Raw genomic sequence first — 24299 nt, 5'->3', positions numbered from 1 at the left:
GAGTTCAGTGAAATCAGGACAAACTTCTACGCTTTACAGCAAACTCTTGTTTAAAGGTTTCAAACGTTCCACTTTCAATCGCCCCACGCATGCCGCCCATGAGTTGCTGATAGTAGTGCAGGTTGTGTATGGTGTTTAGACGTGAGCCTAAAATTTCACCGATTCTATGCAGGTGATGCAAGTATGCTCGGGTGAAATTGCGGCAGGTATAGCATGCGCAGTCTGCATCAAGTGGGTTAGTATCGTTTTTATAGCTCGCATTTTTAATCTTAACGTCGCCATATTGGGTAAATAGCCAGCCATTGCGTGCGTTACGAGTAGGCATTACGCAGTCGAACATGTCAACGCCTTGCGATACAGCTGCGACTAGATCTTCAGGAGTACCTACGCCCATTAAATAACGAGGCTTGTCTTGCGGCATTTTAGGTGCGGTATGTGCCAAAATGCGCAGCATGTCTTCTTTGGGTTCACCAACTGAAAGGCCGCCAATCGCATAACCATCAAATCCGATTTGCTCTAAGCCTTCACGCGAAACATCACGTAACTCTTCATGCATGCCACCTTGTATGATGCCAAACAACGCATTCGGGTTGCCTTCGTGCGCTTGTTTACTGCGCTTTGCCCATCTTAACGAAAGTTGCATAGAGATATCGGCTTCTTTAAGGGTAGCTGGGTAGGGTGTGCACTCGTCAAAAATCATGACGATATCGGAATTTAATACACGCTGAATCTTCATGGACTCTTCTGGCGTCAGAAAGCATGAGTCGCCATTGATAGGCGAGCGGAACTTAACACCTTCTTCTGATATCTTGCGTAAATCGCCTAGGCTCCAAACCTGAAAACCGCCAGAGTCTGTGAGTATCGGTTTGTCCCATCCCATAAATTTATGAAGGCCACCATGGGCCGCAATGACCTCTAGCCCTGGGCGTAACCATAGGTGAAAAGTGTTGCCTAGTACGATGTGTGCATCGATTTCTGTGAGTTCTAACGGCGACATCGCTTTGACTGTGCCATACGTGCCAACTGGCATGAACGCAGGGGTTTCAACTTTGCCGTGCGCTAATTCTAAAGTGCCTCGGCGTGCGAGACCATCTTGTTTGTGTAAGGTAAATTGCATGGTGGAGCTAAAATATTTTGAATGTCGCGATACTAACATAATATGTTTAGTTTGTAGGGTGGACTGTTTGCGTATGCTTATACAAGCTTAACTATTTGAGTCTTAGTGAAAACTATTTTCATAGAATATACTCAAAGGTTAAGTGCAAAATTAATAACGGAGGATAATATGAAAAATACGATGATTTTAGGTTCATGCTTGCTGGCGTTTGTTCTTGGCGGATGCGCCAATATGACTGAGACGCAAAAAGGTACTGCTAAGGGTGCTGCGATTGGCGCTGGCGCCGGTGCTGTGGTCGGCGCGATTGCGGGCAAAGGCAAAGGTGCTGCGATTGGTGCTGCAGTAGGTGCTGGTGTGGGTGCGGTAGCGGGTAACGTATGGACCAAGCGTCAGGAAGAACAAAAAAGGCAAATGGAAGAAGCCACAGCTGGTACTGGTGTAGGCGTGACGCAGACTGCGGATAATCGTCTGAAATTGGACATTCCTAGCGATATTTCTTTCGACGTGGGCCGTGCAGATATTAAGGCAAACTTTAGAGCTGTGCTTGATACTTTTGCTGCTAGTTTGGTGAAGAATCCAGCGAGCAACGTGACCGTCATCGGTCATACGGATAGCACTGGTAGTGACGCTGTTAATAATCCGTTATCGTTAAATCGTGCAGCGAGTGTTCGTGATTACGTTGCAGCACGTGGTGTACAGTCTAGCCGAATTGCGATTGATGGCAGGGGCTCTCGTGAGCCTTTAGTAGCTAATGACACGGCTGCGAACCGAGCGAAAAATCGTCGCGTAGAGATTTTTGTCGCAGAGCCAGCTAATTAACAGTTAATTTAATTTGTTGATTAAAGATTAATTATTGAAGTACTAAATTGAAGTGCTAAATAAAGCCGACAAATATGTCGGCTTTATTTTTATTGGCGAGTGAATACTGACGATAAAGTTAAAAGTGAGTTTATTAAAGGTGTAAATTATTCAAGGCTTAAACCAGTAAGCCCCGAAATTTGATTTTAAGTATCACCGTAGGCTTTGTTATACTAATCAAAATTAAAAAATTATCATATATAAAGGTATGATACAAAACATGATTGAATATAAGCAAAAACCATCTCGTCGTAATCCAGAATCGCCATCTTTGCGTGAGCGTGGCATTTATTTATTACCCAATTTATTCACTACGGCTGCGTTATTTGCTGGTTTTTATGCGATTGTGCAGGCCATGAATGGCAACTTTGAGCTTGCCGCAATTGCTATTTTCATTGCGATGGTGATGGATGGTCTGGATGGTCGTGTCGCACGTATGACGAATACACAGAGCGCTTTTGGTGCGGAATACGATAGCCTGTCTGATATGGTCTCATTTGGTGTGGCGCCTGCGCTTATTTTGTACGTTTGGGCGCTTAAGCCTTTAGGTAAGCTTGGTTGGCTTGCTGCTTTTATCTATTGCGCATGTGCTGCACTTAGATTGGCGAGATTTAACACTAAGCTGGATGATGTCAATCAAGATAAGCGCTATTTCCAAGGTTTACCTAGCCCTGCTGCTGCGGCTTTACTTGCAGGGTTTGTATGGGTATCTTATGAGTATGGTGTGAGTGGTCGCGATGTGTTTTTTGGTGTGCTTAAAATGAAGTGGATGGCATGGTGCATCACTGTGTTTGCTGGCGCTTCTATGGTGAGTGACTTGCGCTATTACAGCGGTAAAGATATTAACTTAAAAGCTAGCGTGCCGTTTTTTGTGATTTTAGGCATTATGTTAGCGTTTGTACTTATTTCATACAGCCCGCCAGAAGTGTTGTTTTTGATTATGGCCGTGTATGCGCTCTCTGGATATGCAATGTGGTTACGAGGCAAGTTTACGTCAATGACAGTGCCCAAGTAATTGGTCATGTTACGTAAGATTTATTTATCATCATGATAAATAAATTCAAATACTTAAGCACTTGCGAAACGCCTTAAAAAACATTATATTGCTAGTACTATGTTCAATTTAAATATTACATTTACTCAATACGCACTTCATCTTCATGCAAGTGCGGATCTGCTACGCAATTTATCTGCGTTACGTCTTCTTAGTTTCCTGCGCTAGTGCGCAGACTAAACACACTCAAAATTTAAGTATTACTTCGCGCATCCACTATTAGGTGAGTTGCCAGCTACTAGCCTGTTATTTAAAGCGGTGATAGGCTGAAATAAAATAAAACTAAGGTAATTATCATGACACAAGACCAAATTATAATTTTTGATACGACATTGCGTGATGGCGAGCAGAGCCCAGGCGCAGCAATGACTAAAGAGGAAAAAATCCGTATTGCACGCCAGCTTGAGAAATTGGGCGTTAACGTGATTGAGGCTGGTTTTGCTGCGGCGAGTCCAGGTGATTTTGATGCGATTCACGAAATTGCAAAAATCATTAAAAATTCAACAGTCTGCTCATTAGCACGTGCTAGCGAAAATGACGTGCGTCGTGCTGGTGAGGCGATTAAGCCTGCGGCAAAGGGACGTATTCATACCTTTATTGCCACCAGCAAAATCCATATGGAAAATAAACTCCGTATGACAGAAGACCAAGTGGTTGAGCGTGCTGTGCAGGCTGTGAAATGGGCATTGGAATATACAGATGATGTTGAGTTTTCAGCCGAAGATGCAGTACGTTCAGACATGGATTTCTTGATTCGTGTGTTTGATGCTGTGATTCAAGCCGGTGCAAAAACGATTAATGTGCCAGATACCGTAGGCTATTCTATTCCTGCGCCATGGGGCGAGCGTATGCGTGAGTTGATAGCTCGCGTGCCTAATAGTAATAAAGTGGTGTGGTCAACACACTGCCATAATGATCTTGGCATGGCAGTTGCGAACTCATTGGCTGCGGTCATGGGCGGTGCGCGTCAAGTTGAATGTACGATAAATGGCTTGGGTGAGCGCGCAGGTAATGCAAGCTTGGAAGAGGTGGTCATGGCGGTGAAAACACGCAGTGACATTTTCAATTTAACGACAAGTATTGATACGACGCAAATCGTACCAACCAGCAAATTGGTTTCTTCTATTACTGGGTATCCTGTACAGCCTAACAAGGCGATTGTGGGTGCAAATGCCTTTGCGCATGAGTCTGGAATTCATCAGGATGGCGTGTTGAAGCACCGTGAGACTTATGAAATTATGCGTGCTGAAGATGTTGGTTGGAACGCAAACAAATTAACCTTAGGTAAATTGTCTGGCCGTAATGCATTTAGAACGCGCTTGAAAGAGTTGGGCATTGAGCTTGAAACCGAAGATTTGTTAAATGCAGCGTTTGCACGCTTTAAAGATTTGGCAGACAAAAAATCTGAAATCTTTGATGAGGATTTGCATGCCTTGGTGAGTGATGAGTTTGTTTCAGAAGCCACAGAGAATTATAAGTTGGTGTATTTACAAGTCGCATCGCAAACTGGAGAGGTGCCGCATGCCTTGATCACCGTGAGCGATAACGGTAGCGAGAAAAAGGCTGAAGCTGATGGCGGTGGCCCTGTGGACGCGTCGTTTAAGGCGATTGAGCTAATTGTAAATAGCGGCGCTGAATTGTTACTTTACTCAGTCAATAATATTACTAGCGGTACCGATGCCCAAGGTGAAGTGACCGTGCGCCTTTCAAAAGGCGGGCGTATCGTGAACGGGCAAGGTGCGGATACTGATATCGTTGTGGCCTCTGCGAAAGCTTATTTGAATGGCTTAAATAAGTTGCATAGCAAGTCAGAGCGTGCGCACCCACAAGTATAGTTTTGTCTTAATTCGGGCGAATGAGCAGACGTGGTTTTGGCAGATTAAACGCCAGCTAAACTAATAGTGCTGAGTCGCCCGCTTTATCTTAAGCAAGGCTTGAAGAGGGGCTTAGTGATCTGCTAGATTCTTTAAAGCGTGTGAGTGTATGGAGCATTATTCTACTCATATGATTCATTGCTAAGTATCTCTATGTTGTCTAGGCTGAAATGGTCAGGGTTCATTTATGAGTACTGGTGCACTTTTTAGATTGCTACTTTGGCAGGACAACTTTTTTGGAAGATCGCTAAATTCTAGCAGCGTAAAAATATGCATTTAAATATGAGTCGACAATCACTGATGATTGTATTGGCGTTGTTTTGTACCTATTTTATTTGGGGCTCAACGTACTTGGCCATTCGCTTTGGGATAGAGAGTTTCCCGCCATTTTTGATGGGTGGTGTACGCTTTACTGTCGCAGGCGTCGTTTTATTTGTGGTGATGCGTTATTTAGGCGCAGCGATGCCATCTGCACGTGAATGGCTTGGCGCTGGTGTGGTTGGTTTGTTGTTGCCCGCATTGGGTAACGGTACGGTGTGTTATGTACAACAGACGGTGTCTTCAAGTGTTGCTGCATTGTCTATTGCAACTGCGCCTATTTGGATGGCAATTTTTTCCTCTATTTGGGGGCATAAAATTATCCCTAAAGAGTGGCTAGGTATCGCTATCGGTCTAGTTGGCATTGTGTTGCTGAATTTAGGTGGCAGTTTCGATGGCGATTTTATGAGTGCATTTCTGTTGATATTTGCTGCCGCAAGTTGGTCATTTGGTTCGGTGTGGGGTAAGCATTTATCGATGCCGGAAGGCTTGATGGGGGCGGCTTGTCAGATGCTTGTAGGTGGATTGGCATTGCTGATAGTAAGCGCTTACGCTGGCGAATCTTGGCCGGCAGAGGTGTCGCCAAGGTCTTGGGGGGCTTTAGTGTTTTTAATCGTATTGGGCTCGCTTATTGCATACAGCGCATACCAATACTTGCTTAAAACCGTGCGCCCATTAGTGGCTAGCAGCAATACCTTTGTGAACCCAATCGTGGCGTTTGCTGTAGGGATATGGTTTGCTTCTGAGCATGTGACCATGATTGAAATGATTGCACTAGGTGTGATTTTAGTAGGTGTTTTCTTAGTACTTTCTGTAACGAACAATAAAGATATTTAATATGAAACAAGATGTAGACTCGAAGCAAGACCTAGATTCTAAACAAAATTTAGCACTGTTTGATTTGGATAATACTTTGCTTGCTGGTGATAGTGATTATAACTGGGGCATGTTTCTGATTAACGAAGGCCTGTTGGATGGCAAAGCACACCAGGAACGTAATGATCAGTTTTATCAAGATTATAAAAACGGTAATTTAGATATTTATAAATTTCTTGAGTTTCAATTGAAGCCATTAAGTGAGCATTCAAAGGCATTTCTAGATACCTTGCATCTGAAATACATGGAAAAAGTCATTCGTCCAATGATGACTAAGAAAGCACAAGACTTAGTGGATACACATAAAGCAGCAGGGGATTTGTGTGTTGTAATTACGGCAACTAATAGTTTTGTCACCAAGCCAATTGCGACTGCGTATGGTATTGAGCATTTAATCGGTACAGATCCAGAGATGGTAGATGGTCAATACACAGGTGGAGTGCAAGGTGTGCCGAGTTTTCAGCAGGGTAAGGTAACACGCATTAACGACTGGTTAAAAGCACGTGGTCAGCAATTAGGTGATTTTAGTAAAAGTTACTTTTATAGCGATTCACACAATGATTTGCCATTGATGAAGTTGGTGACTAATCCAGTGGCAGTTGATGCAGACCCTACGCTTACAGCCTATGCGGTACAACACCAGTGGCCTCATATTAGTTTACGTAACTAGTTGCACCAGAATCTCTAGTTTTGTATCTAGATCTATTGGAGATTAGCTTTGCTGGGGTGTAAGCACTTGCGTTTAAAGCCGTGTATCAATACGGCTTTAAACGGACTAGTGACCTAGCAGTATCTGTGAAACAAATTTACTGCCGATATAGGCCAGTAACAGTAAGATAAACCCAGCTAAGGTCCAGCGAATAGCTTTGAGCCCGCGCCATCCATATTGATATCTGCCAAATAGCAAGCCTGCATAAATAAACCAGCTGGCAATTGAGAAAATAGACTTGTGGTTAAACTGCATTGGCTTGTGAAATAACTCCTCAGAAAACCACATGCCGCTCGCCAACGTGACGGTGAGTAGAATAAATCCAACACCAATCATTTTAAATAATAGACTTTCCATCACCATTAATGGCGGAAAGTTTGGTAGTTTAATCAAGGTGGTTTTATGGTGCAGATTGCGTTCAGCTATTGCCATTAATAATGCATGAAGCGCTGCGAATGTGAACAAGCTGTAGGCAATCATCGCTAGCCAAATGTGGGCGAGAAAAAGATGGTTGTCTGACTCTGGCAGGAAGTGCGTTTCTGTGAAAAACGCAGGCAATAAAGAGAATAGCGCGGCAGGCGGAAGCACAAATGCCTGAAGACTATAAAGTTGATAGTTGCGGTCTGTGACCCAGTACACCAACACGGTTAGCCATAGAATTGCCGAAATTGACTGATAAAATCCTAAATTAAACCCTACTGAAAAAATACTTTGATGGAGTAACCACCCATGAATCAGCAATCCTAAAGCAATCATCGCAGAATGCAGCTTTAGCGCATTAAGCCTGATGACAGCATTGCTCGCCGGCGCTTTGGCCTCGCGCCAAAAGTCAATAGCAACGGCCATGTAGATGAAAGCAACGATAAAGTAAGGGATTAGTTTTTGCATAGTGCAATTATGGCGCAATTAGGATGTAAATATAATAGCTGATTTTAATAAATATATGCTTTGTGTCATGGTGGATGAATTTAAGTGTTCAGCCTATGATATACGTAGTGACCATAGGGCTACTGTGAGTGAGTATTTGCCTGCGTCTTTGATTTAAAAAATGTATTGATAGGACAGGCCTATCGCTTGATGTAAAATTAAACCTTAGATTATTAGTAAGAGTATAAACATGCTAGAAAATTTGACTGGGCGCTTGCAAGGCGTCATTAAAAATTTACGTGGGCAAGCGCGCTTAACTGAAGAAAATATAGCAGATGCGATGCGTGAAGTGCGCATGGCTTTGCTAGAGGCTGACGTTGCTTTGCCTGTAGTAAAAGACTTTATTGCCGCCGTTAAATTGCGTGCACAGGGTAAAGAGGTCTTGCAAAGCTTAACCCCTGGTCAGGCCGTGATTGAAGTTGTGAGTGATGAATTGACGTCGCTCATGGGTAAAGCGAATGAGGGTTTGAATTTAGCCGCAGTGCCCCCCGCGATTATTTTGATGGCAGGCTTACAAGGCTCAGGTAAAACTACAACGTCCGCAAAGCTGGCAAAGTTATTAAAAGAGCAAAAAAAGAAAGTGTTGTTAGCCAGCGCTGATGTGTACAGACCAGCAGCGATTGAGCAACTTAAAACATTGGCGAAACAGCTGGAGATCGAGTGTTTTGATAGTAACGCTAATCAAGCGCCAATTGATATTGCCACTGCCACCTTGGATTTCGCAAAGCGTGGCTATTATGATGTGGTGATTTTCGATACGGCGGGTCGTTTAGGTATCGATGAAGCCATGATGGCTGAGATTAAAGCATTGCACACCTTTTTAAACCCGATTGAAACCTTGTTTGTGGTCGATGCGATGCAGGGGCAGGATGCGATTAATACGGCGAAGGCTTTTGGCGATACTTTACCGTTAACTGGCGTTATTCTAACGAAGCTGGACGGTGACTCACGCGGTGGTGCGGCATTGTCAGTGCGCCATGTGACCGGTAAGCCAATTAAATATATTGGTGTCAGTGAAAAAGTGGATGGTCTTGAGCCATTTTACCCAGATCGTATGGCATCGCGTATTTTGGGCATGGGCGATGTGCTAGGCTTGATTGAGCAGGCGCATAAAAATGTTGATTTGGCTGAAGCACAGAAACTGGCTGATAAGGTTAAATCTGGTAAAAACTTTGATTTAGATGATTTTAAGGCGCAAATGTTACAAATGCGCAAAATGGGTGGCATGGGTGCATTGATGGATAAGATGCCATCACAAATTGCAGGCATGGCGGCCAAAGTGAACCCAGATGATGCTGATAAAAGCATCCGTCGTATTGAAGGTATTATTAATAGCATGACCCCGCTTGAGCGTCGTAAACCTGAACTGATTAAAGCAACACGTAAAAAACGTATTGCAGATGGTTCTGGCGTACAAGTACAAGAAGTGAACCGTTTATTGAAGCAGTTTGAAGAAACACAGAAGATGATGAAAATGTTTAGCAAGGGCGGCATGGCAAAAATGATGCGTAGCATGGGTAGCTTAATGGGCGGTAAACTGCCAGGAATGCGTTAATGTGTTAGCTTGGGTGAATCGGCGCGAATTTGCTAAGCCTTGTTAAAACAGTCTCTTACGAAAAGTCGTAGATTTTTTTACAAAATAATTAAGTTATTTGTGAATTTTTCATTGACCAGCCTGATAGTTTCTATATAATGGCGACCTTTCGTAAGTAACAAAATTAATTACGAAATGAATGGGGTGTTAGCTCAGCTGGTAGAGCAGCGGACTTTTAATCCGTTTGTCGTGGGTTCGATCCCCGCACACCCTACCAAGATATATAAGGCTTAATCAGAAATGATTAAGCCTTTTTCTTTTGTATTAACGTTTCATTGAATATCATTATCTAGTCCCTACAGTTTTTAATTTGGTTGCTCAACATTAGTGAAACCTGATAATACGAAATCTGAGCTACATCCGCGTAATCGCCATCGTGCACGCTACGACTTTGATCAGCTTGTTCAGGCTAGTTCAGCATTGGCTCCTTATGTAAAGCTGAACAAATATGGCGATGCTTCTATCGACTTTTCTAATGCTCAGGCGGTTAAGGCACTTAATCAGGCATTGCTCAAACAGTTTTACGAGGTGCTTGTTTGGGATATTCCCAAGCAGTATCTTTGCCCACCGATTCCTGGTCGTGCGGATTACTTACATTACATTGCCGATTTACTAAGCAGATTGAATGCCGGTGTTGTGCCGCAAGGTCAATCCGTTTGTGTGTTAGATATTGGGGTGGGCGCCAACATGATTTACCCGCTGCTAGGTACACGTGAATATGGGTGGCAGTTTGTAGGGGCTGATATAGATGCTAAGGCTTTAGATAACGCGCAACGGATTGTGGATGGGAATGCGCTTTCTAGCCACATTGAGCTACGGTTGCAGACGGCACCAACGTCTATCTTTAACGGCATCATCAGACAAGGAGATAAGTTTGCACTGACAATGTGCAATCCACCTTTTCATGGATCCTTAGAAGAAGCGCAAGCTGGCACAGAGCGCAAGTGGCGCGGTTTAGGCAAAGAGCTTGCTAAGCATCGTTCGAGTCACAAGTCTTCCGTATTGAATTTTGGCGGACAAAACGCAGAGTTATATTGCGACGGTGGTGAAGAAGCCTTTGTGACCGCCATGATTAATGAAAGCCAGCACTATGCAAAACAATGTGTGTGGTTTACTACGCTCATCTCAAAAGCAGCTAATCTGCCCAGCGTTTATCGAGCACTTAAGAAAGTAAATGCGTTAGAGGTCAGTACGATTGAAATGTCGCAAGGCCAAAAGAAAAGCCGTATCGTTGCCTGGACATTTTTAAATGCCAGCCAGCAACATGCTTTGTTATTTTGATGGTATTTGATTTAACTTCTGTATAACCAAGGACTTCATTGATGCGCATGTGCATCAAATAATTTAAATTTAATCGAGCTTGTACGCTTATATTGAGTTTGCGCTTATTAGGCGCAGTAGTAAATTTTTAATAAACAGCTTATCCGTAGATGGCCATATACGTTAATATGCCCTCTCATTTTGTCTGGTGTGCCTTTAAGGGGGAGTAATGCATTTTATTGAGCTGATTCATAACACCGCCTTGTTAGTCGCGCTCACGACGGTTTACCAAATCACATTGTCTCGTCATGAAAAGAATCCATTAACGCACACCTTACTTTTTGGATTCTTATTCGGCATTGCCGGTGTCGTTGGGATGATGACGCCTGTGCAATACAGTAATGGCTTGATTTTTGATGGTCGCTCAATCATTTTGTTTGTTGTCGGTATGTTTGGCGGTCCCATTGCTGGATTGATTAGTGCCTTGATGATTGGTGCATATAGAATATGGCTAGGCGGCGCTGGCGTTTATGTAGGGGTGGCTGTTGTCATTGTCTCCACGTTAATAGGCGTTGCCTTTTACTATTATCGAAAAAGCGTTGGTGGCTCGCTGAAGGTTCTTCCGTTGATGGGGGCTGGCTTCTTGGTACATGCCATCATGTTGCTGTTGTTCTTGTACCTGCCAGGTGGCATTGGTGTTCAGGTCGATAAAGAACTGGGGCCAACCATCATGTTGTTTTATCCAGTTGCAACGATGTTGGTTTGCCTGCTTTTTCAGGACTATGAAGAAAAAGAAGTTAGCCGTGGTGAGTTGCACCGCTTGGCATACTATGACTCATTAACTGGGCTACCAAATCGTTCGCTGCAGATTGATCGTCTTAATCATGCTTTATCGTTATGTAAAAGTAGTGGAGATAAAGGCGCGCTTATCTTGTTGAACTTGGATCGCTTTAAAACGTTGAACGATGCGCGCGGGCATGCTGTTGGTGACATGTTGTTGTGTTTAGTGGCGGATAGGCTCAAGCCACTTATCGAAGCTGAGGGTGCATTCGCCAGAATGTCTGCCGATGAGTTCGCTGTGTTAATCAACAATCATTCAAGTAATACCGTCGATATTGATTCCGCTGCGTATCAGCTGGCAGACCGGATTAGAATCGCGCTAAAATTTCCGATGCAACTGGATGAAGATGAGGTCGCAGTTTCAAGCAGTATCGGTATTACGACTTTTCCAGTCAATGCAGAAGATAAAGCCGGTGATGTATTTCGCCGCGCAGATACGGCAATGCATCGTGCTAAACAGAATGGCGGAAATCAGAGCATTCTGTTTGAGCAATCTATGGCCAGTGTGGCTGAGCAACGCTTTAAGATTGAGCGTGAGCTACGGATGGCGATACCTGCTGGTGAGCTCATGTTATACCTGCAGTCGCAAGTGAATGCTGCAGGCATGGTTGTAGGTGCGGAGGCATTGGTTAGGTGGCAGCATCCGGAGCGAGGGCTAGTGCCACCTTCTTTATTTATTCCTGTAGCTGAAGAAACCGACTTGATTGTTGATGTTGATGTGTGGGTGCTGACGCAAGCCTGCCGAATCTTGGCAGGGCAAGATGTCTACAGTTTGCCGCTTAGAGTCTCCGTTAATATTAGCCCAAGACATTTTCGTCAGCGTGGTTTTGTGACCAGCATTAAAAAGATTCTTGCTGATACTGGCGCTGACCCAACGCACTTGACGCTCGAAGTGACCGAGGGCTTGGTGATAGATAATATTAGTGAAGTGATTGCCAAAATGACGGAACTTACTTTACTGGGGATTCACTTCGCTCTTGATGATTTTGGTACAGGTTATTCTTCACTGAGCCATTTAAAGCGACTGCCTATTCATGAGTTGAAAATAGATAAAACCTTTGTTCAGGATGCGCCAAATGACCCAGATGATGCGGCTTTAGTGGAGTCTGTATTGGCGATTGCTAAACACATGAAGCTAAATGTGGTGGCTGAAGGGGTTGAAACCAAAGAGCAGGCAGACTTTTTGAATGCAAGAGCAGAGGTTATTCACCAAGGTTATTTGTATAGCAAGCCTGAGCCTTCAAGTAGCTGGATAAAAAAACTAGTCAAACAATAAGCCTGATTCAAACAATAAATCTAGTTCAAACCCTCAATGGGAGTTGTAACTTGCTGAAAAATGGTGAGTTACAGAATCACTTTTTATAAAAATAGGTGAAACACCAAAAATAGTGCAAACTTACACCTAGTTTTATATCTAGGTAAAAGCCAGTACTTGGCCACATATGAGCAGTAACTTATTTTTAGTTTTTGTCGCGTTTCTTTTAGTTCTTCTTAATGGTTTTTTTGTAGCAGCCGAATTTGGCTTGGTTAAGTTACGCAGCACGCGTGTTCGAGCCATTGCCAAAAGCTTGGGTTGGCGCGGGCGCATGCTGGCCAAAGTGCATGGTAGTTTGGACGAGTATCTCTCCGCCTGTCAGCTTGGTATTACACTAGCGTCGCTAGGTCTTGGTTGGGTTGGTGAGCCAGCATTCGCCGCATTAATTGAGCCAGCATTGGTCCAGGTTGGCATTGCAAGTCAGAAACTGATCCATGGGATTGCTTTTGTGATTGCCTTTTTTACCATTTCATATCTTCACATTGTGTTAGGTGAGTTAGTCCCCAAAACATTGGCTATTCGCATGGCCGAGCGTGTTGGTCTATGGACTGCGCCAGCTTTGTACGCATTCTATTGGTTTATGTTTCCTGCTATTTGGTTGCTGAACAAAAGCGCTGGTGTGGTGATTAGCACTTTAAAACTTAGCACTAAAGACGGGCATGATGCACAGTATTCACCTGATGAGTTAAAGCTGATTCTTAGGAGCTCACGCCCCAGTGAGCAATTTAACTCGTCTGAATGGAAAGTGCTAGCGCAGGCGATTGATTTCAGAGAACTAAAGGTGTCTGATTTAATGCATCCATTCCAAGATGCTGCAGTGCTATTAGAAAAAGAGTCTTTTAAGGTTAATCTAGCTCGTATTGCACAGCATCGTTATAGTCGTTATCCATTTATGACAAATGATGGGCAAGTAAAAGGGATTGTTCATATTAAGGATCTCTTTATCGCCTTAAGTAAGGATGCTGACTTTACTGACATACAAAGTTTACTCCGTCCTGTGAAATTAGTTTCTCCAGATATCTTCGCTACTGAGTTATTTAGGCAACTGCAACAAGGCGCACCACATTTAACGGTTGTGGCTTATGAAAATAAACCACCTATTGGATTTATTACTTTAGATAATCTACTCTCGGCTCTAGTAGGTGATATTCGTGATGAGTTTAGACCATCACAAAGCGAGTGGACAAAGCTTGATGATGGTTCTTTACTCGGTAAGGGTACTATTCCGATTAACACGCTAGAGCGAACGCTTGGCATTGATATTGAGTCAGCCGAAGCAGATACTGTGGCAGGTCTAGTATTGTGGAAGCTGACAGAGTTGCCGAAAGAGGGCCAGCGCATTGAGTTTGATCAATTTGTTGTCGTGATCAAAAAAATGGCTGGGCCACGTATTTTATTGGTGCGCGTCTATCCAAAAAACGAGCCGCAACACTTAATGCATTAATCTACCTTAATGAGTTAGCACGTTTTTAAGTTAGTCTAAGTATTTGAGTTTGGTGGCTAGCGGCTAATCTGTATATATTGACGGCCTCCATTAAACTGTTTGATTGCCCAAGTAATGATTCTGCCGCCGCTGCCGCTTGTTCGACCAATGCCGCGTTTTGCTGAGTCACTTCATCCATTTGCGTCACGGCTTCGTTAACTTGATCAATCCCTGTGCTTTGCTCTTGGGTTGCTTGCGAAATTTCACTGATGATGTCAGTTACTTTTTTAACTGAAGTAACAATTTCATCCATCGTATGGCCAGCTTTTTCAACGAGTTTTGTACCATCAGATACTTGATTAACTGAATTGGTAATTAGCTCTTTAATTTCTTTAGCGGCAACCGCAGAGCGCTGGGCTAAGTTGCGCACTTCTGCCGCGACGACCGCGAATCCACGTCCTTGTTCACCAGCACGTGCTGCTTCTACCGCAGCATTTAATGCCAAGATGTTGGTTTGAAACGCGATGCCATCAATCACGCTGATAATGTCATGAATCTTAGAAGCACTGTTGCTAATTGAATTCATGGTGGTGACAACATCAGCCACTACCTGCCCACCTTGCAGTGCAACGCTAGAGGCTGAGTTAGCGAGACTGTTAGCGATTTTTGAGTTTTCAGCACTGGCTTTAACCGTCGATGCCAGTTGCTCCATGCTCGCTGCGGTCTCTTCTAAAGAGGACGCCTGTTCTTCGGTACGCTGTGATAAATCAGAATTGCCTGCTGCAATTTCACCAGCGGCGGTGTTAATGGTTTCTCCGGCTTCTTTAACATGCATCACAATGTCGACCATACCGTCTATCAAGGCATTGATGCCTTCACTTAAGTTCAGCATATTGCCAGTTTTTCCGGATAAGCTAACGCGCTCTGATAGGTCATTGTGTTTGGTGAGCTCTACGACATGATTAATTTCTTTGACAGCCTTTGCGAGGCTTTCATTAATTTTGGCAGACTCAGTTACATCGGTGGCAAATTTAACCACTTTAATTACTTTTCCATTCATATTACGGATAGGGTTGTAACTTGCTTGTAGCCATACTTCTTTACCACCCTTGCCAACACGTTTGTATTGGTTGCTATCAAACTCTCCACGTCTAAGTTTTGCCCAGAACTCCCGATACTCTTCACTTGCTGCGGTGATTGGGTCAACAAACGTACTATGGGGTTTGCCAATTGCCTCTGTTTCGGTGTAGCCCATGATGTCGAGAAAGTTTTGGTTAACTGAAACCACTTTGGCATCTAACGAGAATTCAATCACGCCTTGATTGTTATTAATCGCATCCATCTGACCTTGCAAATCGACTAGCTTTGTCTTTTCTGAAGTAATATCTACAGCGAACTTGACCACTTTCACTACTTTGCCGTTTACATCTTTAATGGGGTTGTAAGAAGCCTGGATCCAGACTTCCTTTTTTTGCTTACCAAAGCGTTTATAGATGTTATGTTCGTATTCACCACGGTTGAGTTTTGCCCAGAACTCACGGTACTCATCGCTACGTGCGTAGGTTTCATCTACGAACAAACGATGATGTTGACCAATCGCCTCTTGTTCAGTGTAGCCTAGTGTGTTTAGAAACGACTGATTGACTTCAGTAACATGACCGTCAGGCGTAAAAGCAATAACCCCTAATGAATGCCCGATTGCTTCTAATTCACCTTCTATTAACGCTTCAGTATCTTTTTGAGTGCTGATATCTACTGCGTATTTAACCACCTTGTAAGGTTTACCATTAAGGTCGAAGATTGGATTATATGAAGCCTGTAGCCAAACTTGATTACCTTTTTTATCAATACGCTTGTATTGGCCAGAACTGGATTTTCCTTCACTTAGTTTTTTCCAGAATGATTTATATTCTGGACTTTGTTTGTAGGCAGCATCGACAAACATACTGTGGTGTTTACCTACAATTTCGGCGGGTGCATAGCCGGTGACATCAGCAAAATTCTCATTCACGTTCAAGATGTGGCCGTCTAGCGTAAACTCAATCACCCCTTGCGTTTTGTTAATCGCATTTATTTGCCCAGCGGCATCGGCATCTTTTATGATCTGTGCAGTAATCTCAGTGGCAAATTTAACCACTTTATATGGGTTACCTGTGTCGTCAAGAATAGGGTTGTAACTTGCTTGAATCCATATTTCACGGCCATCTTTTGCAATGCGCTTATAGATGCCGGTATCGAATTCTCCACGATTGAGTTTTGCCCAGAATCTTTTGTATTCCTGGCTGTTCTTAGTGGAGTCTTCTACAAATGTGCTGTGGTGTTTGCCTATGGCCTCATCGGCACTGTAGCCAATCACGTTTAGAAAGTTCTGATTGGCGTAGGTAACAGTACCATCCAAATTGAATTCTATGACGCCTTGGGATTTATTAATTGCTTCTACCTGCCCTCTTAATGAGGTGAGTTCTTCTATTGTGACTTTGGTGGTACGTTTATTGTTATTACCAAATAGATTAAGCAACATAATTAATATCCCCGAGATGTTTCGTTAAAATATACCCAAAAATACAAAGTAGCTTGATGACATTTTTATGACTATTTAAATAGATTTAACCACGCAATTTGTTTAGTTGATAATAGTTTTAATATGGTTGACTAAATTTACTATACTTTCAATATCAAAAGTCATCGTATAAGCAATATAATTAAGCAATATGGCTAAATTTGTATTAATCAGTACATTTAGATTCATGATGGTCTATTGCTAAGGCAATAATTACTTTCTTAAAACGAGGAAGAGAATTGATAAGCCCCAAAGTTACAATAGATGAATTAACCAGACTCCAAACGTTAACCGATTATCAGATACTGGATTCGGCACCTGAGGAAGTCTTTGATAATTTAACAAAGCTTGCTTCGGAGATATGTGGAACACCAATATCACTGATTACCTTTGTTGATTCATCAAGGCAATGGTTCAAGAGTTCGTATGGGCTGGCATCCACTGAGACCAGTCGTGATGTCTCATTTTGTGGTCATGCCATATTAGACGATGCCTTATTTGAAGTCAGAGACGCGCATCAAGATGAGCGTTTTAAAGATAATCCACTGGTCACTAGCGATCCTCACATTCGCTTTTATGCAGGCTTTCCCTTAACGGCAAATAATGGCAGTAAATTGGGTACGTTATGCGTTATTGATAATGTCCCACGAAAGTTGGATCAGAGCCAACGTACATCTCTCAAGCGAATTGCAAAGCAAGTGATGTCTGAATTAGAGCATCGAAAAGTGCTACTCGAAACAGCAGATATTTCTAAAAAACTTGCCAACTCAACCATCTTCTACGATGCACTTTTGAATAGTGCTGATGAGTCAATTATTTCAACCACGCCTGATGGCGTGATTACAAGCTTTAATCAGGGTGCTGAAAAGATGCTTGGGTACCGTGCTGATGAAATGGTAGGAAAGTCCACGCCTGAAATTTTTCACGAGCATACTGAGGTTATTGAATATGCTAAAACACTGAGTCATGAATTTGGTGAAACGATTGAACCTGGCTTTGAAGTGTTTGTGTTGAGAGCTAAGCGTGGCTATTGTGATAGTAGAAGATGGACTTATATTCGTAAGGATGGACTCAAAATAACAGTCAATCTCTCAGTGACTGCGCTTATTGATGATTCTGGCGTGTTGCTTGGCTACATGGGGGTTGCACGTGACATTACCTCTGAGATTGAGACACAAAACTCCCTAAGAAACCTAACGTCTATTTTAGAGATAACAGGTGAAATGGCCAAAGTAGGCGGATGGCAGCTGGATCTGCATAACAATCAAATTAAATGGACTAAAGAGGTTTTTAAGATTCATGAGTTAGATACGATGGCGCCCCCGCCACTAGAGCAGGCGATTGCATTTTATCCATCGGAGGCTAGGGCCACTATTCTTGCCGCCGTTAAAGATAGTATAGACAATGGGTCGACATGGGATCTAGAGTTGCCATTTATTACTGCGAAGAATAAGCCACTTTGGGTAAGGTCTCAAGGCTCCCCCGTCATGGTTGATGGTCGAGTTGTCAAGCTGATTGGCGCACTCCAAGACATCACCTCACGTAAAAAATTTGAGCTAGACTTGGCATGGCTTAATCGAGCCTTGCTCATGTTAAGTAAAGCCAATCATGCAATTACTCAGATTAATGATGAGAAAAGGCTCATGATTGAGATCTGCCGGATTGCGGTAGAGATGGGCGGTTATGGCATGGCATGGGTTGGTTATGCTGAGCATGACGAATCTAAGAGTATCAGTCCTCAAGCGTTTTTTGGAGACTCAGGCAAAAGTTATCTTGAAACGATTAACTTAAGTTGGGCAGATGATGGGTCTACTCATCAAGGGCCTGCCGGCAAAGTGATCAGAACTGGCAAGCCGTATGTGGCTGAAGATTTGCTGTTAGATGAGTCGTTTCACTTTAAAGTATTAGCTAAGCAACATGGCTACCGAGGACTTGTTGTACTGCCACTCAAAGATAGGCAGGAAACAATTGGGATGTTGGCGTTATATTCGACTGAGGTGCGAAGGTTTTCGGACGGTGAGGTCGAGTTGCTACAAGAGCTTACTGATAACTTAGGCACAGGAATCAGCAATATTCGGGCAGAACGGCAACGCCAGCGTTTAAGTGATGCCATGATCAAGGTTGCAATCACTGTTACTAGTAGCATTAGTTCTGATTTCTTTAAAAAACTTGTTGCGAGCATGACAGAAACTTTGGGTGCAGATGCAGGGTATATTGCTCAATTGCAATCAAGAAAGCCATTAAAAGCGAGCATGTTGGCTGTATCAGTAGGGCAGGAATTTAAAGAGAATTTTGAGTATGACGTCCCAGATGCGGTTGCCAAAACTTTCTTTGGTGATAGCGATTTGATTATTATAAAAAATCATGCGGATAAAGATTTCCCCAATTTAAGCCTAATGAGATTTCATCCGTTTCATGCCTTTGCAGGCTTGTGTTTGTATGACTCAAAAGGAAACGATATCGGGTTGTTGTTTGTATTTTTTAAGCAAGCGATACAAGCGCAATCCGAAGACTTGATTAAGTCTATTCTTAAGATTTTTGCAGCACGCACCGCGAGCGAACTAGAGCGGCTCAATGATGACCTAATCATTCAAGAGCAGGCATCGTTACTTGATAGAACAAATGATGCTATTGTGATTCATGATATGAATCTGATGGTGAAGTACTGGAATAAAGGCGCAGAAGCGCTGTATGGGTGGAGTTCGGAAGAAATAGTGAATCATCCGATTCATAAACTTTTACACCAAGACCAAAATATCCTTAAAAATGCATTGGAAGTTTTGCTGGAAAAAGGGGAGTGGAAAGGTGAAGTGACCGAGCGGCATAAAGGTGGCAATAAACTGATTATTGAAAGTCACTGGACATTGATGCGCGATGCGAATGGTAAGCCAAAGTCAATATTTTCCATTAACTCAGATATCACGATGCGTATCAATGCAGAAGAGGAAGTGCGTAAGCTTGCGTTTTATGACGCGTTGACCGCTCTGCCCAATCGAAGGTTATTGCTAGATCGTATCGAGCAAGCATTATCTTCTGCTCGCAGAAAAGCACAGTTTGGCGCTGTGGTTTTTATAGATTTAGATAACTTTAAACAGCTGAATGATACTTTAGGCCATGATAAAGGGGATGCTTTGCTTCAGGAAGTGGCGCAAAGATTGAAAAAATGTGTCAGAGATCATGATACCGTTGCCAGGCTGGGCGGTGACGAGTTTGTTATTTTGGTTGAAGATTTATCGGTAGAGCTGGAGCAAGCAAAGTCTTATGTAGAGGCGATAGGTCAAAAAATATTACAGGCCTTAAATAATACGTTTGATTTTGATGGGTACTTGCACACCAGTACCCCAAGTATGGGGGTGGCTATCTTTAGCAAGCATACCAATAGCGTTGATGAAGTATTGAAACAAGCAGATATTGCGATGTATCAATCTAAAAATGCAGGACGTAATCGCCTTACATTTTTCTCGGGGTGAGCGTGGTTTGGCGTTATATCCATGCTGTTGTCAGCACGTATTGTTTACTCAGATTAAATGATTTTTTAAGCGGCTAACCTAATGGTTATGAGGTACAGACTCGATTACGTCCTCTATTTTTAGCCTCATAGAGTGCTTTATCAGCTTTGCTAATCAGCACATCGATATTGTCCTCTTTAGACATCACGGAAGATACACCTATTGAAATGGTGATGTGAATTGGTAGCCCACCCGTAGGGAGTGCGATTTGAGCATTTGCGATGGCTAGCCTTAAACGCTCGGCTACCTCACGCGCTTGGTCTTGATTTGCCTCCGGCAGTAAAACCGCAAACTCCTCTCCGCCAAGTCGCCCACATATATCAAAATCACGTAGGGTGCTTTTAGCGATGTTGGCAACACTTTTCAGCACAATATCACCCACTTGATGCCCATAGGTGTCGTTCACTTTTTTAAAGAAATCGATATCTAGCATGAGTAGAGATAGCGGGCTATTAGAGCGGGTGGCACGATTTAACTCTGTCAGCGCTTGGCTCATAAACCAGTCTCTACTGTCTAATCCAGTTAAAAAGTCATGATTAACCTTGTGTTTTAGCTCATCTTCTAGCACTTTTTGTTTTGAAATGTCGTTCAGTAACCAAAGCGATAAGTTTTTGTCATACGAGATGGCGGCGCCGCTGATATCAACCCAAATCTTAGTGCCATCTGCTTTTATCATTTGAAATTGTGTACGGTATGGCTTACCCACTTTTAACGGATATGCTTCGCGCCCCACCATATTAAATACAGCCTCATCGGCAAACAGCATCTTGGTTGAAGAGCCGACAAGGCGTGATCGCGAGTAGCCAAGAATCCTACGCATTGCTTTATTACACCATATAATTTTTCTGTCTTTTAGCATCATGCTGCCTATCATTTCGTTATCCAAGATGATACTGATTTGCTCAATGTGTCTGTGTAGTCTGGAAATGAAGAAGCCGATAAGGCTTGAGGTAATCGTGAAAAATATGATTGAAGAAGATGTGCTAGCGTTTATAGAAAACTGATTGTAAGGGGGGATAAAGTAATATGCCCCCGCTAGCCCAGAAGCTAAGGCGACAGATAAGCCGAGATAGGCACCACAGAAATAAAAGCTCAGTATGATTGCTGGATAAAACGTGACAAATGGCCCCCCACCGCTTTGAGGCAATAGTGTGAAGCGCAGAATAAGTGCTAGCGTGAATAGGAGTACCGCTAATATAAAGCGATAATGGCGAGGTCGTTTTTTATTGGAGTAATCTAATTTGAACATGAACATGAGTATGTATGGTTACGGATACCTATTTTTTAGATGCACGATTCTACTATATTGCGTACGTAATGACTAAGTTGTAGAAGGTTGCAAGTGAGCGTCATGTTGTCATGTGTTGATTGAAATCAGTTGCCAACTGCATGAGGCTTCTGTTTAGTGAGTGAAAATATTGCCAGTATTGTGTCTGCCATTGTTTGTTTAGTGAAAGGAATTGAGATGAAAGCCGTAGGACTTACCCGATACTTAAGTATTGATCATCCTGAGTCATTATTGGATTATGAACTGCCTATTCCTGAAGTGAGCGGAAAAGATTTGCTAGTGCGCGTGCGGGCAGTTGCCGTAAATCCAGTGGATACCAAGGTGCGCAAGCCTAAAGATAAAATTGAGCCGCAGCCAAAAGTGTTAGGTTGGGATGCTGCGGGTGAAGTGGTGAAAACTGGGCCGGATTGCACCTTGTTTAAGCTTGGCGACAAAGTGTTTTATGCCGGTGATATTACGCGCGCTGGGTCTAATGCTGAATATCAGTTGATTGATGAGCGTATTGTTGGCCATATGCCTGAAAGTTTAAGCTTTGAGCAAGCGGCGGCATTGCCCTTAACGTCAGTCACCGCTTGGGAGGCTTTGTTTGAAAGATTAGAAATTTTATTACAGTCAGTGTCTAAACAATCTATGTCTAATCATGGAAGAAGTCTACTGATTATTGGTGGTGCGGGTGGTGTAGGTTCTATTGCAATACAGCTTGCCAGTAAACTGACTGGGTTGACCGTGGTGGCAACGGCGTCTAGACCAGAAACTAGCCAATGGGTACGTGATTTAGGGGCGCATCATGTGATTGACCATAGGCAAGACCTAGTAAAGCAAATGGCAGACATTGATATTGCGCAGACAGATTATATTTTCTGCTGTAATGACACTGACACCTACTTCCCGGTGATGGCTGAGCTGATTAAGCCACAAGGGCGTATATGCGCTATTGTGGAAACAGAGAAGCCGGTTGCGCTAAATCTGCTCAAAAATAAAAGTGCCACCTTTGTGTGGGAGCTGATGTATACACGTTCTATGTATCAGACGGCAGACATGATAGAGCAGCATCACATTCTGGAGCGCATTGCCAAGTTGGTGGATGACGGGCAGATAAGAACTACGCTCAATGAAACGCTATCACCAATTAATGCGGCCAATCTGCGTCAGGCGCATGCGCGTATTGAGGCTGGTGCAGTCATCGGCAAAATTGTATTAAGTGGCTGGAACTAGCTGGAGGTATCAGAAGCATGTTTCTAGTGATATAAGCAATGTCAGCGGTGCGTAGCCTTACGGGTTTACCCACCGCTGATTGCTTAATAGATTAAATAAATAGACTAGGTGCTAAAAATGCAAAGAATCCACCTATCAAGTATATCGTGAGTGAGAACAAATAAATCCTAAAAGCATTTTTACGGGTTTTTAAGCATAATGCTGCTAATGTGATGTCACTTGGGCATGGTAACGACCTTGCCCGCCATTGCATGACACCAGAAATCAGCAGCATTAAACCAGCAAACAAAAACACCTCAAGTTTATGCTCAGAAAACCAAACCATCTGTGGCACATTACTCACGATAGAAGCCATCACCGCACCTGCGCCAAGACCTACTAACAGTGCAGGCAAAGCACAGCAAATCAACGTGCCACCAGATGCAAATAGTGTGAGTAGTGACAGATGTTTTGTTTTTTTGAGTTGAGGGTGTAGTTGGTGAGCGCCCATTATTTATCCATCCCTGCTTTGATGTGCGCTAGTGGGTGCTCACTTTCTTCTATATTTGTCACGTCATAGCCTGCATCCTTTATGATTTTTGTGATTGTCTCGTTTGAGAGCTTTTGCCCCTCTTTTAATTCAATCGCCACTAAATGTGCTTTTAAGTTGACGTATACCTCTTTGGTTTCGGCTAAGGCTTTCACCTTTTTCTCAATACCTTGTGCGCAAAATGCACACACCATGCCATTGACTGATACTTTTAATGTAGGCGTGGCGAAAGCGCTTACGCTGTTGATTGATAGTGCTAAAAATAAAATTGTAATTAATTTTTTCATGATTGATTTTCCTTAAGAAATGTCTTTAAAATGTGTACATAAAATTGAGGCGAGGTTGCGCGTCATTATTGATGCCACCCTCAACAAAAAAGCTTTTATTGATTAATCTGAGCATGGGCGTAATTTCTACTTTGTCAGATAAGTGGTTGGTATAGCGAGCTTCCACAATGAACCATGGCTGAGTCTTTTCATAGTCTGTTTCGTAAAATGAAAAGCCCGCTCGCACTGAACTAAAGTCATGATTAATGTCTGTAGCCCGATATAGCTTATGTGTCGCCGCAAAATAGACGCGTGTGGTTTCATAGTCAAACTGCATCCCTGGGTTAACTAGGACTTTGTCGAAACTATCTTTCATCAGCCCTAACTTGTCTTCACCACGTAAAGAGCCGACTCCCAGAAATAGCCACAAATTACTTTGTGAGCTAGGTTGGTTCCACCTAGACAAAAGTTTTGTGTAGGTAAATTCATCTATGGTTCGTTTTTTCTGGTGGTCATCACTTCTTATTTCTAAGTGAGTCAAACCAAAAGCATCGCGGTTGGTAACGGCGTAGTTAAAAGACGCTTCACGCCAATTCTGACTATAATCAAGCATGGTCATCACTGAGCCTTGGTAACCCAGAGGCGCAGCGTATGCTGATGGGTTAATGAAAAGCATTAATCCGAACAGGATTAACCTTTTCTGTAAAAAGATATACATAGAATTCCTCTTTTTCTAAATTTAAAAGATGGCCGAATGGCCTTTAAAT

At 43.0% G+C, this 24299-nt stretch carries 18 protein-coding genes and 1 tRNA gene; 12 read left to right on the top strand and 7 right to left on the bottom strand.

The window, feature by feature from the left end; genetic code table 11:
- Positions 1-13: 13 nt before the first annotated feature.
- Complete coding sequence (gene tgt / locus FG24_RS01965) at positions 14-1117, bottom strand: tRNA guanosine(34) transglycosylase Tgt (RefSeq protein ID WP_036300403.1); 1104 nt, start codon at positions 1115-1117, stop codon at positions 14-16.
- A gap of 168 nt (positions 1118-1285) precedes the next feature.
- Here tgt and FG24_RS01960 point away from each other — a divergent pair, with 168 nt between their 5' ends.
- The 5 genes from FG24_RS01960 to FG24_RS01940 all read left to right on the top strand — a co-directional run bounded on the left by FG24_RS01960 (position 1286) and on the right by FG24_RS01940 (position 6767).
- The gene (locus FG24_RS01960; protein ID WP_036300402.1) at positions 1286-1936 is read left to right on the top strand and encodes an OmpA family protein; all 651 of its coding nucleotides are present in this window, start codon (positions 1286-1288) and stop codon (positions 1934-1936) included.
- A gap of 259 nt (positions 1937-2195) precedes the next feature.
- Complete coding sequence (gene pssA / locus FG24_RS01955; protein WP_036300401.1) at positions 2196-2990, top strand: CDP-diacylglycerol--serine O-phosphatidyltransferase; 795 nt, start codon at positions 2196-2198, stop codon at positions 2988-2990.
- Between the two features lie 335 nt (positions 2991-3325).
- Positions 3326-4864: a 2-isopropylmalate synthase gene (locus FG24_RS01950; RefSeq protein WP_036300399.1), complete on the top strand. Its 1539-nt coding sequence runs from the start codon at positions 3326-3328 to the stop codon at positions 4862-4864.
- A gap of 309 nt (positions 4865-5173) precedes the next feature.
- Positions 5174-6058, top strand: coding sequence for a drug/metabolite exporter YedA (yedA, locus tag FG24_RS01945; protein ID WP_036300396.1), 885 nt, complete (start codon positions 5174-5176; stop codon positions 6056-6058).
- Position 6059: 1 nt separating this feature from the next.
- Positions 6060-6767 (top strand): HAD family hydrolase, encoded by a 708-nt coding sequence (locus FG24_RS01940; protein WP_051901394.1) that lies wholly within the window; start codon positions 6060-6062, stop codon positions 6765-6767.
- Positions 6768-6872: 105 nt separating this feature from the next.
- Here FG24_RS01940 and FG24_RS01935 read toward each other — a convergent pair whose 3' ends face one another.
- Positions 6873-7694 carry a cytochrome C assembly family protein gene (locus FG24_RS01935; RefSeq protein ID WP_036300395.1) on the bottom strand — a complete coding sequence of 274 codons (822 nt, stop codon included), beginning with the start codon at positions 7692-7694 and terminating at the stop codon, positions 6873-6875.
- Positions 7695-7923: 229 nt separating this feature from the next.
- Between FG24_RS01935 and ffh the strand changes: the two genes are divergently transcribed.
- From ffh to FG24_RS01910, 5 genes are all read left to right on the top strand, one after another.
- Complete coding sequence (ffh, locus tag FG24_RS01930; protein ID WP_036300393.1) at positions 7924-9288, top strand: signal recognition particle protein; 1365 nt, start codon at positions 7924-7926, stop codon at positions 9286-9288.
- Between the two features lie 180 nt (positions 9289-9468).
- Positions 9469-9544: transfer RNA gene (locus FG24_RS01925), tRNA-Lys, on the top strand.
- A 110-nt stretch (positions 9545-9654) separates the two neighbouring features.
- Positions 9655-10608, top strand: coding sequence for a 23S rRNA (adenine(1618)-N(6))-methyltransferase RlmF (gene rlmF / locus FG24_RS01920; RefSeq protein ID WP_036300390.1), 954 nt, complete (start codon positions 9655-9657; stop codon positions 10606-10608).
- Positions 10609-10816: 208 nt separating this feature from the next.
- Positions 10817-12703 carry an EAL domain-containing protein gene (locus tag FG24_RS01915; RefSeq protein WP_036300389.1) on the top strand — a complete coding sequence of 629 codons (1887 nt, stop codon included), beginning with the start codon at positions 10817-10819 and terminating at the stop codon, positions 12701-12703.
- A 166-nt stretch (positions 12704-12869) separates the two neighbouring features.
- On the top strand, positions 12870-14186 hold the full coding sequence (locus FG24_RS01910; RefSeq protein ID WP_036300386.1) for a hemolysin family protein: 1317 nt from the start codon (positions 12870-12872) through the stop codon (positions 14184-14186).
- Between the two features lie 25 nt (positions 14187-14211).
- Here the strand turns inward: FG24_RS01910 and FG24_RS12915 are convergent, their stop codons facing one another.
- The gene (locus FG24_RS12915) at positions 14212-16686 is read right to left on the bottom strand and encodes a methyl-accepting chemotaxis protein (protein WP_051901393.1); all 2475 of its coding nucleotides are present in this window, start codon (positions 16684-16686) and stop codon (positions 14212-14214) included.
- A gap of 278 nt (positions 16687-16964) precedes the next feature.
- On the opposite strand from FG24_RS12915, the gene FG24_RS01900 reads away from it, so the two are divergent.
- Entirely contained in the window at positions 16965-20195 is a 3231-nt protein-coding gene (locus tag FG24_RS01900; protein ID WP_235189708.1) for a diguanylate cyclase domain-containing protein, read from the top strand.
- An 85-nt stretch (positions 20196-20280) separates the two neighbouring features.
- On the opposite strand, the gene FG24_RS01895 is transcribed toward FG24_RS01900, so the two are convergent.
- The gene (locus tag FG24_RS01895; protein ID WP_051901392.1) at positions 20281-21483 is read right to left on the bottom strand and encodes a diguanylate cyclase; all 1203 of its coding nucleotides are present in this window, start codon (positions 21481-21483) and stop codon (positions 20281-20283) included.
- Positions 21484-21699: 216 nt separating this feature from the next.
- Between FG24_RS01895 and FG24_RS01890 the strand changes: the two genes are divergently transcribed.
- Complete coding sequence (locus FG24_RS01890) at positions 21700-22737, top strand: zinc-binding alcohol dehydrogenase family protein (RefSeq protein WP_036303842.1); 1038 nt, start codon at positions 21700-21702, stop codon at positions 22735-22737.
- A 91-nt stretch (positions 22738-22828) separates the two neighbouring features.
- On the opposite strand, the gene FG24_RS01885 is transcribed toward FG24_RS01890, so the two are convergent.
- Genes FG24_RS01885 through FG24_RS01875 form a run of 3 tightly spaced genes read right to left on the bottom strand, consistent with a single transcriptional unit; the run spans position 22829 to position 24250 of the window.
- A complete protein-coding gene (locus FG24_RS01885) occupies positions 22829-23227 on the bottom strand; it encodes a hypothetical protein (protein ID WP_036300381.1) in 399 nt (132 codons plus the stop codon).
- Complete coding sequence (locus tag FG24_RS01880) at positions 23227-23553, bottom strand: heavy-metal-associated domain-containing protein (protein ID WP_036300378.1); 327 nt, start codon at positions 23551-23553, stop codon at positions 23227-23229. The genes FG24_RS01885 and FG24_RS01880 overlap by 1 nt, the downstream gene beginning before the upstream one ends.
- A 25-nt stretch (positions 23554-23578) precedes the next feature.
- On the bottom strand, positions 23579-24250 hold the full coding sequence (locus tag FG24_RS01875; protein ID WP_036300375.1) for a hypothetical protein: 672 nt from the start codon (positions 24248-24250) through the stop codon (positions 23579-23581).
- Positions 24251-24299 lie beyond the last annotated feature (49 nt).

The sequence above is a fragment of the Methylotenera sp. L2L1 genome (assembly GCF_000744605.1).
Taxonomy (GTDB): domain Bacteria; phylum Pseudomonadota; class Gammaproteobacteria; order Burkholderiales; family Methylophilaceae; genus Methylotenera.
Note: the sequence above shows the minus strand (reverse complement) of the source record. Positions and strands in the feature narration are given on the sequence as shown.